Genomic DNA, 10,204 nt, shown 5'->3' on the forward strand with positions numbered 1-10,204 from the left:
GACACAATAGATCAAGATCATTAGACTTTCTATCAATAAATCCAAGTGCTCCAATATCAGGATCCGTGTTTGAAAATGAATAACGAAGAACTCCAGCAATCAATCTTTGACTCGGATACAGACTCTGCCATGTATGAGCACAAGATAGCATTTGACAAGCTAAAAGACGAGCTTGCCAAGTTTGGCCTTACTACAAATCAAAGCAAGGTATACACATATCTTGGAAAATATGGCTCAAAAACAGCTCCAGAGGTTTGCAAGGCATTAAGATTACCAAGAACTGAAACATATCATCTGTTAACAGTATTACAAAACAAAGGATTGGTATCAGCAACATTCCAGAACCCAATTCGATTCTCTGCAGAGCCATTAAACAAGGCAATATGGGTCCTAGTGAATGCAGAAAAAGAACGTGTCAGCACATTAGAAAAACAAGAAAAAGACATTGTCAAACTCTGGGAATCCATTCCAGAATACACTGAAACTTCAGAAATAAAAGATGATAAATTCCAGATGCTTCAGAGTGTCAATCANATGGGTCCTAGTAAACGCAGAAAAAGAACGTGTCAACACCTTAGAAAAACAAGAAAAAGAGATTGTCAAACTCTGGGAATCCATTCCTGAATACACTGAAGTTTCAGAAGTCAAGGATGATAAATTCCAGATGCTTCAGAGTGTCAATCAAACAAATAGCAAGATCAAGAAAATGATAGAGAGTGCCAAGAGTGAATTTTTAATAATTGGAGCAGNCGACTACTAACATCTGTATCAGACAAGGTGTTGTACATATTTGATGACATTGACAGATCTAAAGTCAAGATGATGTCTTCTGAAATACGTGATAACCTATGTTTTCTGATAAAAGACAACAATGAAATCATATTCTTTATAAAAAATGCAACCCAGTCAACTGAACAGACTACAGCAGTATGGACAGATTCAGATGCGTTGATTTATTCAATGAGACTTCTTTTTGAGTCCATCTGGTTAAAATCAAAAAACATACACCTATAGCATCAGGGAGAAATTCTTGGATGCAGTATTTGCAGTCCAAATTCATTTAGTTTCATAGGAAATATTTGCTCGCTGTGTTTTATTCCCCGTAGCTTGATCACCTGGATTGAGCGCTCCATGGTGTCTCCTTTTCTGGCATGGTGAATCAACACTACCCCCGATGTAACATACCACTCTGCAGGCATGTTCTCAGATATTTCAGATTCAGAAAGTAGTATAGAGGTACAGTTCTGATCCTCAAGTGCATAGACCATCCCTTGCAGCCCTTGTTTTATGTAAAAATCATCAGTGTACTGCATTGCAAGAACTGAAAGTGAGTCTATGACAAGCCGTTTAGCACCAATTCTTTTGATGCTACTAAGTACAAGCTGGATCAGATGCATGAATGGAACAGGCTCTCCTCGGTAAAGCGATTCATCCAATGCAATGAATCCTTCTTCTTTCTTAAATGGCCTGGCATCAATTATTATCATTTTTCCTTCCTCAATTAGTTTCTGAACATCCCAGCCAAATGCTTTAAAATCATTTTTTATTTCAGCAGGACTCTGTGAAAGTGCTACAAATACTCCTGGCTCGTCAAAGTCTTTTGCGCCAGTATAAAGAAACTGCATCCCAAAAGTAGTCTTCCCACTACCGACTGGACCAGATACGACTATGGTTTGTCCTTGTCGGAATCCTCCAGAAACTAGCGAGTCAAACCCCGGAATACCAGTTCGAACTTTAACAAAATCGTCCACATAAAAAAAGCCCAAAAAATGTATTTAAAGCCTAGTGAGGTTGTCGATATAACAAAATTCCAATAATGGAAAAAACTAGAAACAAAAATCCATTCACGATAACTATTTCTAAAACAGGCAATGCAGTTTCATAATGACCAAGACTCTAGGAATCATAGGAGGAGGACAGCTTGGAATGATGCTAACAGAGGCTGCAAAAAACATGTCAGATCACATTTCAGATATCATAGTTTTGGATCCAACAAGAAATTGTCCAGCGTCAAGAGTTGGAGCCAAACAAATCGTTGCAGATTTTAAAGATAAAAACGCCATAGTGGAACTATCTCTCCAGTCAGATATCATCACATATGAGATAGAGTCAGGAGATAGTAAAGTACTTGAATCATTACATGGCGAAGTCTCGATAAATCCATCCCCTGGTGCACTCAGAATAATACAAGACAAGTATCTACAGAAACAATTCTTGCGACAAAATGACATACCTGTAGCAGACTTTGATACAATAGAATCAGTACAAGATCTTGAAAAAAAAATCAACGACTTCCAATATCCTGCACTGCTAAAGGCAAGACGTGATGCATATGATGGCAGGGGAAACTTCAAGATAGAAAACCATTCTCAAATAGAAACAGCGTACAAGCAATTTTCTGGAAGACCCATGATGATTGAAAAATTTGTGGATTTTAAGATGGAAGTCTCAGTAATAGCAGCAAGAAACATCCATGGAGAGATTGCAACATATCCACTGGTAGAAAATATTCACAAAGACAACATACTAGAGTTTACAATTGCTCCAGCAAGAGTTGATGCCAAGATTGCATCAGAAGCTGATAGAATTGCAAAAAAGACAATGGACGTGTTTCATGGTGCAGGAGTCTTTGGAATTGAGATGTTTGTAACAAAAGATGACAGGGTGCTGATAAATGAGATTGCTCCTCGAGTGCACAATTCTGGACATCACACCCTACAGTCAAGTGAAACGTCCCAGTTTGAACAACACCTAAGGGCAATACTAGGATTACCTCTTGGCAGTACAAATTAAGACATGCCACAATCATGTGCAATATTTTGGGACCAAAGGACTTTGCTGGCAGATACAAGCCAATCACACTTGAGCAAAAAGACGGAGTATACTTGAAAATGTATCACAAGGATGATGCTAAGCCACAGAGAAAGCTTGGGCACTTTAATGTAGTTGACGAACAAGACACTAGAGACATGGAATCATTGATGAAGAAAACCATGAAACTAAAAGATTCCATCAGATTTATACAACAAGATTGAAAACTTATTTTTTTATCAATGCAAAAATTCCGCCTGCACCATAAGCAACTGCAATCATTATTCTGGATGTTATCACGGCAGTTGTTTGGTTGGATATCAGAGACGTATCAAGTACGATTGCAAGAGGTATTGCAGCCAAAGATATTGCGCCAACGATAATCTGCTCCAGGTTTACTAGTCCACTATACTTTTTCATAAAGAAGAATGTAGATGTATTCCCAAGACCAATTCCAAATAGTATCAAGTATTGGTACAAGTGTGGTGCTATTCCTATTGTTGCAAATGGTGCAGCCCAGCATAAACCGTTTACGGCTTTAACAGCAGAAGGCCATTTGACGCTGTTTTTCATCCTGCCCTTGATAGAAGACAGCAATGTCCGGAATTTTCCAAGGATTATTCCAAATGTTATTGCAAAACTTCCAAACCAGATTATTCCATAGTAAAATATCGGTTCCTTGTGCTCAAATGAGATCTCACTTAGAATAGAGGCAGAACCAACGGCTATTGCTACACCTACAAATAAAACTCCGAACGCACGTCTTACTGCTAAAGGAGATTCTTGCACAATTCAAAGTCAGATTTACCTCAGATATAATTTAAGAGATTGATTGGTACAAAAAGAAAACACCAAGAATGCAAAACGTTGAGTTTAATTATTTAATTCAATCTTGTCATATTCTGTGTCATACTCAAAAAAGCTTCTTGTAGGTATAATCATGGGGTCTAGTTCAGATAGCAAAATAATGCACTCTGCTGCAACTGCACTAGACGAATTTGGAGTAAAACATGAGGATCAAATTGTATCCGCCCACAGAACTCCTACAAGATTGTTAGATTATGCAATACATGCAGAAAAACAAGGGTTCAAGGTCATCATTGCAGGCGCTGGCGGTTCTGCACATTTACCTGGCATGATTGCATCACATACCACAATTCCAGTAATAGGCGTTCCAATAATGGTATACAATGACAAGACAAACTCTGACAAGTTCAAGGCTTCAGCATTTGGAGGCCTAGATGCACTGCTTTCAATATCTGAAATGCCAACAGGCTCACCTGTTGTTACAGTTGGTGTAAACAAAGCAGCAAATGCAGGATTGTATGCAATCAAGATCCTCGCAAATGAATTTCCGGAATTGAAGACCAAGCTAAAAAAACACAAGGAAATACAACACAAGACAGTTCTAAAAGAATCAGATGAGATGAAAAAACTTGGCCTTGCCAGATTTGCAAGCAAGAAATTCAAAAAATAAACTAATTTCCACGGTTTGATATCTGCATTACAGGAATTGAAAAGTAAATCGGATATATCTTGCCAGTAGCAGGATGGTTATAGTTCCACCTCTTGTCTTGTGGATCAATTTTCATAAACTGTGCAGACATCTCAGGAGACAACATCTTGTACGCCTCCTCACCTACGGTCATCTGGTTTGGCTGTGCAAAAGGCAAAATTTTTGAAGCAATACTGATACTGTGCCCTATCAAATCAGGCTCTGAACCAAGGACCACAATTCTGTTTTTTCCTACATCAATTCCAATTCTTATGTTAATTTTTGGCAATCCAAAACTTGCAAACATGGGATTTAGTGAATGAGTTATCAACATGTTCATGGATCTGGCACAGCGTACAGCATTTTCTGCCATGTTTCCAAAATCTTTTAGCTCTGGGAAAAATGCAATTACTGCATCTCCAGTATATTTTAGAACAAAGCCTGCATGTTTTGATACCACAACAGACATTTCTTCAGAGAAGACCTTGATCAGCCCAGAGAGTTCATCGGAGCTTAGTGCCGTCGCAATTTTGGTAGACCCTACAATATCCACGTATAAAATAGCAGTATTGATCTCATTTTCAGGCCACAAGCTCAAGAATCTGTTTGAGATATACTTGAGAAATGCTTGAGAATAAGAATCGCTTTGTTTTCTCTTGTATAATGAAAAGTTTCGTTGTATTCTAGTTAGACTTTGAATCAAGAATTCATCATCAGGAGTCATGATTTGAAAGTTTTCAACAGGCTTTACCTGAGATACGACAGATTCCAAATTTTCAAGTGGAACAAATTTCTTTTCTATTACATCATAGTATCCCTTTTCTCCCTCTACTGCCTGTGGTTCAAGTTTTACATTGCTTGTTGTCAGTCCAAAAGGAAAGGATGTTTTCTGTTTATTTGCCGCAATCAATATGACACTATCATATTCACTCAGTGCTAAGCCTTGTTCATTTTCAACCCCAGAACTAATGTCAACTATACGAGAGATTGGAAATATCGAGATTTTACCAGTGTTTGAGTTTGATCTTATCACTTCAATTACATCATGCTCAGAGTTGTCAGATACGGTTGTCTGGAGTATGAACTTGTCCCTAAACTCAGATCTATACATGCCAGTACCTTTTGCTGCATGAACTTCAGAGCCAACAGTATTGCCACGACTTTTTACTTTAACAATATTTACGTTAATACCCATCATATCAAGAGCATCAGTTACAGCAGTAAGGTCATTTCTTGGCAGTTCTGCTTCGATTCGGATCATCCTAGTCTAGGCTAATTATACTACATAGTAATTTAAACTAGTTTTTGATTTCCAAATGTTATTTTCAATCACAACTTTAATTTACAATAAACCAAACAGTGATCTCTTGGAATTAGGAGAAATTCTGTATGGCATCATTTCAGAGTATGGTGAACAAAGAATACTCTCAGACATAATACAAGGCGAGAGTACCGAAATAATAAAAAGTATTTTTGAGCAGTGCATATCAAACATAGAAAAAAACGGCGAGATGGGACCAGATACTCGTGTTACAGCGGCAGAAGGATTATCGCATTATTTGCTTACAATGGCCATGATCCCAAGCAAAAGAAAGACCACATTCCAGTCAGTTGAAATCGATATTGCAGTTCCAGATACCATAACACTTGGGACTTCGCCACAAGATGTGATTCTGATTTCTTTTCCAAAAACAAATGACATCAATGTCATAAAATCTCAAATTGAAAACATGAAGAAAATACAACCAAATCAAGACAACATATGGATTGTTCTTGAAGAAGACATGAAACTTGGTGCCAAGACATACACACTCAGCAGAGATATCACATTTGCAAACATGGTAAATGATCTGATCAGTTTTACAGCAGGTAAAAAACAATCCAAGTTGAAAATTTTCAAGATATGAGAGATTTCAAATCAACATTTTTTTCAATATGTGAAATCATCTCATNTAATCTTTGATAAACGGTAATACTCCCAAGATTGGAACGCCAGTTATCTCATGAATTGTAGTTGGAGAGTTTTTCTCTTCAGGTCCACCATTTTCATCATAATTGTTTACAAGAATTCCTTTCACTGAAATACCATAATCTTGACATGTCTTGATTGTCATCATGGTATGATTCAGTGTTCCAAGAGTAGACCGTGTAACAACTATTGTCTCAAGGCCTAGATCTTTTATCAAGTCAGCAACAAAATAATCTCTTGTCAGTGGAGTCATTATTCCGCCAATACCTTCGACAAGCATCATATCATGTTTATTTTTTAATTTTGTAAACTGCTCAAAGATGATTTTTTTGTCAAATGGTGTATCAAGTATCTTGCTTGCATCATACGGAGAAACAGGTAGAGGCATAAATATTGGATTGATTTCGTTCTCAGGATCAGTCACTTTGGATGCATGATATAAAATAGAAACATCAGATGACTTGAAGTCAGTTTTTTGTAATACTCCTGTTGCAACANGTTTCATTATACCCACATCAATTCCTGATTTTTTTATTGATGCTGCAAGTGCAGCAGTGATAGTAGTTTTTCCAACGCCAGTGTCAGTGGCAGTTATGAAATATGATTTCATAAGAGATGCTCACTAATGTTATTTAATAATCATCCACCTTATCATTATTAATCCGACCCACTGAAAAATTCCATGCGTAGTTTTGTCTGGCACCCATATACACAGATGAATGACTGGAAAAAATTTGATGTGATTTCCAAAGGAAAAGGCATGTGGTTGTATGATTCTCAGGGCAATGCCATGATGGACGGGGTGGCAAGCATGTGGTGTAACGTATGGGGTCACTCTAACAGAGAATTAACAAACTCCATGATAAGACAGTCAAAAAAGCTTCAACATTCTTCGTTGTTTAACCTAACAAATGACAAGGCAGAAGAGTTGGCAGAAAAACTGGTGAAACTAGCACCTGAGATGTATAGAGTGTTCTACTCTGATGATGGTTCTACTGCAATGGAGATCTCTGCAAAAATGGCGTTACAGTACTGGAATAACATTGGTGAGAAGAGAACAAGGTTTGTCTCACTTGAGAATGGCTATCATGGAGATACAATAGGTGCAATGTCTCTAGGATATGTGCCATTATTTTTTTCAAAATTCAAGTCTACACTATTTCCAGTTCTAAGAACTCCAACACCAAACAAATACAGAATCCCAAAGGGTTACTCGTTTGAAGACTATCAAGAGTTTTGCCTTGAGAAAATTGAACAGACATTTTCAAAAAATAACAACATTGCAGCATTTGTAATGGAAAGTGGCGCACAGATAGCAGGCGGAGTTGTAATCTATCCAAAAGGATTCCAGAAAAAAATCAGCAAAATGTGCAAAAAATACAATGTCTTGTTCATACTTGATGAGATAGCTACAGGCTTTGGAAGGCTGGGATCAATTGTTGAATACCAAACCCAGGAAAGCACACCAGATATCGTATCATTTGGAAAGATGTTGTCAGGCGGATATCTTCCACTTGCTGCAACACTTGCAAACAAAAAAGTATACGATTCATTTCTTGGCGAATACAAAGACATGAAACATTTCTTCCACGGACACACATTTACCGGAAATCCTCTTGCATGTGCAACAGCTCTTACAAATATTTCATTATACAAAAAACACAATTTAATCTCAAAGATAAAAAGACGCGAAGCCCAGATTCGGTCACGTGTAGAAGAGATCTCTAATTTAGGTTTAGTTGGAGATGTAAGACACAAGGGAATGTTGATGGGAATAGAACTAGTATCAAACAAAAAGACAAAAACTCCAATATCACCTCAGAAACGATTGCCCCAAAAGGTCTTCATCGAGGCAAAAAAACACGGAATTTACCAACGAACCCTCGGACCCATAGTCATGATAGTTCCCCCACTTGCCATATCAGAGAAAGNATTCAACGAGGCAAAAAAACAGGGGATTTACCAACGAACACTTGGACATATAGTCATGATAGTTCCCCCACTTGCCATATCAGAGAAAGAATTGGACTTTTTGCTAGATGGAACCATAAAGACAATCAAGAACGTCTCATCCCAAGTGTGAGAATGCGATAAGAGAGTATGAAATACTATAACCGTCTGTGATGTAATAATTATAATGCCACAGACTCGAATCTGCCCAACGTGTAACAAGGCCTTACAAACTGGTGAGATACACAGATGTTCCAATACAGTATTAGAGTTTACAACATGTGAAAAGTGCGGTGAAAGACACCTAAAATCACGACCACATGTTTGTCCAACCAGAATCTAGTATATCCATTGTAAACCATTCCAGCATACCAGGTTTACGGTTAAAATAATCTTAATTAATGGATTTAAAACAGGGTAGACATTGACAAATGAATCTGATTTTATAATTTCTTGCAGAGACAAGGTATTATCAGGACATAGAATTTCAGAGCAAGAATCTGAAAGACTCATCAATGTATCAGATGATTCGCTACAGATTTTGTCTGATGCAGCTAATGAAATTACAAGAAAATTATGCGGTGATACTGTAGATGTTGAAGCATTGATTAATGCAAAAAAAGGTAAATGCCAAGAGGACTGTTCATTTTGTTCCCAGTCTGCATTTTTCAAGACAGGTATTGATACATACAAACTGTTGCCACCAGAGACAATAGTACAAAATGCAATGCTTGCAAAAGAAGATGGAGTGAAGAGTTTTTGTCTTGTTTGTGCATGGCGTGGTCCAACAGAGAAAGATTTTGAGCAAATTTCCACAATCATAGAAAAAATAAACCATGAAGTTGGAATAGAGGTTAACTGTTCGCTTGGTTTTATCAATAAAGATATGGCAATCAAACTAAAAGATCTTGGCGTAAAGCGCTACAACCACAATCTGGAAGCACCGAGAAGCTTTTTTGAAAAAATATGCACTACTCACACATACGATGACAGGATGGAAACAAACCATATTGTCAAAAGTGTAGGCTTGGAATTGTGCTGTGGAGGAATAATTGGCATGGGTGAGACAAGAATGCAGAGACTAGAGCTAGGACTTGATCTTGCAGGACTAAGTCCAGAAGAGTGCCCCATCAATATGCTTGTACCACAAAAAGGAACACCTCTTGAGTTACAAACTAGACTCTCAATATCAGAGATACTGCGTACAATAGCAGTCTTCAGGTTTTTGATGCCAAAGACAATACTCAAGATTGCAGGAGGAAGAGAAGTTTACCTCTCAAATGACCAGGAAAAAGTGCTTCTTGGCGGTGCAAACGGAATCATTACAGGAGGATATCTAACAATTGGTGGAAACAAACCATCAGATGATTTTCAAATGATATCAAAAATAGGCCTTGAAGCCTAGAACTGATTTTATCAGTGAAAGATTAAGGCAGATAAAGAAGGCAAACCTGTATCGAAGACTTGTTGACAATAAAGTTTCAGGCCCAAATATCACAATTCAAGGAAAAAAGCTAGTGAATTTATCATCAAACGATTACCTAGGTCTTGATTCAAGACACTACTTTTCTCAGATCCAGTCAAGCTCAAGATTGATTTCAGGAAATGATATATCATTTAAGAAACTCGAAGACAGTCTTGCACACCACAAATCAAAACATTCTGCGTTAGTATTTCCAACAGGATACATGGCAAACCTTGGCGCAATTTCCATCCTACCACAAAAAAATGATCTCATACTAAGTGATGAGCTAAACCACGCAAGCATAATTGATGCATGCAGGTTATCCCATGCAAAAAAATCAGTGTACAAGCATAATGACATTACAGATTTAGAAAAAAAATTGCGCAAAAAAGCAAAAAGAAAGTTTGTCATAACAGAAGGAATATTTTCAATGAATGGCGATTATGCAAAACTAGATGAAATAACAAAACTATGCCAAGAGAATAATGCGTTTCTCTTGCTTGATGATGCACAT

11 protein-coding genes and 3 pseudogenes are annotated in these 10,204 nt (G+C 37.5%); 9 read left to right on the forward strand and 5 right to left on the reverse strand.

Annotated features, from left to right (window positions below):
• Window positions 1-129 precede the first annotated feature (129 nt).
• Window positions 130-533: TrmB family transcriptional regulator (locus tag DYY66_RS12410; RefSeq protein WP_304515766.1), on the forward strand; the 404-nt coding region annotated here is incomplete at its 3' end.
• Between the two features lie 483 nt (window positions 534-1,016).
• Here the strand turns inward: DYY66_RS12410 and DYY66_RS12415 are convergent.
• Window positions 1,017-1,751: an ATPase domain-containing protein gene (locus DYY66_RS12415; RefSeq protein WP_166289971.1), complete on the reverse strand. Its 735-nt coding sequence runs from the start codon at window positions 1,749-1,751 to the stop codon at window positions 1,017-1,019.
• Between the two features lie 133 nt (window positions 1,752-1,884).
• On the opposite strand from DYY66_RS12415, the gene purK reads away from it, so the two are divergent.
• Both purK and DYY66_RS15365 read left to right on the forward strand, forming a co-directional pair.
• Complete coding sequence (purK, locus tag DYY66_RS12420; RefSeq protein ID WP_309224018.1) at window positions 1,885-2,793, forward strand: 5-(carboxyamino)imidazole ribonucleotide synthase; 909 nt, start codon at window positions 1,885-1,887, stop codon at window positions 2,791-2,793.
• Window positions 2,794-2,819: 26 nt separating this feature from the next.
• Window positions 2,820-3,035 carry a hypothetical protein gene (locus DYY66_RS15365; protein ID WP_309224019.1) on the forward strand — a complete coding sequence of 72 codons (216 nt, stop codon included), beginning with the start codon at window positions 2,820-2,822 and terminating at the stop codon, window positions 3,033-3,035.
• A gap of 4 nt (window positions 3,036-3,039) precedes the next feature.
• Here the strand turns inward: DYY66_RS15365 and DYY66_RS12425 are convergent, their stop codons facing one another.
• Window positions 3,040-3,600 (reverse strand): hypothetical protein, encoded by a 561-nt coding sequence (locus tag DYY66_RS12425; RefSeq protein WP_166289974.1) that lies wholly within the window; start codon window positions 3,598-3,600, stop codon window positions 3,040-3,042.
• A gap of 115 nt (window positions 3,601-3,715) precedes the next feature.
• Here DYY66_RS12425 and purE point away from each other — a divergent pair, with 115 nt between their 5' ends.
• Window positions 3,716-4,288, forward strand: a complete 573-nt coding sequence (purE, locus tag DYY66_RS12430) for a 5-(carboxyamino)imidazole ribonucleotide mutase (protein WP_166289978.1) — start codon at window positions 3,716-3,718, stop codon at window positions 4,286-4,288.
• 1 nt (window position 4,289) lies between these two features.
• Here the strand turns inward: purE and DYY66_RS12435 are convergent, their stop codons facing one another.
• On the reverse strand, window positions 4,290-5,567 hold the full coding sequence (locus tag DYY66_RS12435) for an adenylate/guanylate cyclase domain-containing protein (protein ID WP_166289981.1): 1,278 nt from the start codon (window positions 5,565-5,567) through the stop codon (window positions 4,290-4,292).
• A gap of 106 nt (window positions 5,568-5,673) precedes the next feature.
• Between DYY66_RS12435 and DYY66_RS12440 the strand changes: the two genes are divergently transcribed.
• Complete coding sequence (locus DYY66_RS12440) at window positions 5,674-6,213, forward strand: hypothetical protein (protein WP_166289984.1); 540 nt, start codon at window positions 5,674-5,676, stop codon at window positions 6,211-6,213.
• A gap of 46 nt (window positions 6,214-6,259) precedes the next feature.
• Here the strand turns inward: DYY66_RS12440 and bioD are convergent.
• Window positions 6,260-6,772 (reverse strand): annotated as a pseudogene (gene bioD / locus DYY66_RS12445) (dethiobiotin synthase); the annotation flags it as partial.
• 1 nt (window position 6,773) lies between these two features.
• A pseudogene (locus tag DYY66_RS15210) lies at window positions 6,774-6,885 on the reverse strand (AAA family ATPase); the annotation flags it as partial.
• A gap of 72 nt (window positions 6,886-6,957) precedes the next feature.
• Between DYY66_RS15210 and bioA the strand changes: the two are divergent.
• The 4 genes and pseudogenes from bioA to DYY66_RS12460 all read left to right on the forward strand — a co-directional run.
• On the forward strand, window positions 6,958-8,206 hold a 1,249-nt coding region (gene bioA, locus DYY66_RS12450), incomplete at its 3' end, for an adenosylmethionine--8-amino-7-oxononanoate transaminase (protein WP_255496487.1).
• 1 nt (window position 8,207) lies between these two features.
• Window positions 8,208-8,358, forward strand: a pseudogene (locus tag DYY66_RS15215) (adenosylmethionine--8-amino-7-oxononanoate transaminase); the annotation flags it as partial.
• A 291-nt stretch (window positions 8,359-8,649) separates the two neighbouring features.
• Window positions 8,650-9,630, forward strand: coding sequence for a biotin synthase BioB (gene bioB, locus DYY66_RS12455; RefSeq protein ID WP_166289990.1), 981 nt, complete (start codon window positions 8,650-8,652; stop codon window positions 9,628-9,630).
• A partial coding sequence (locus DYY66_RS12460; RefSeq protein ID WP_218583749.1) for an aminotransferase class I/II-fold pyridoxal phosphate-dependent enzyme occupies window positions 9,620-10,204 on the forward strand: 585 nt, incomplete at its 3' end. The genes bioB and DYY66_RS12460, both read left to right, overlap by 11 nt.

Origin of the sequence: Candidatus Nitrosotalea sp. FS (assembly GCF_011319475.1) — an archaeon.
Taxonomy (GTDB): Archaea; Thermoproteota; Nitrososphaeria; order Nitrososphaerales; family Nitrosopumilaceae; genus Nitrosotalea.

Excerpts from the sequence above, each read along its gene's own strand:
- purK (WP_309224018.1), top strand. The coding sequence starts at position 1,885 with ATGACCAAGACTCTAGGAATCATAGGAGGAGGACAGCTTGGAATGATG.
- DYY66_RS12435 (WP_166289981.1), bottom strand. The coding sequence starts at position 5,567 with ATGATCCGAATCGAAGCAGAACTGCCAAGAAATGACCTTACTGCTGTA.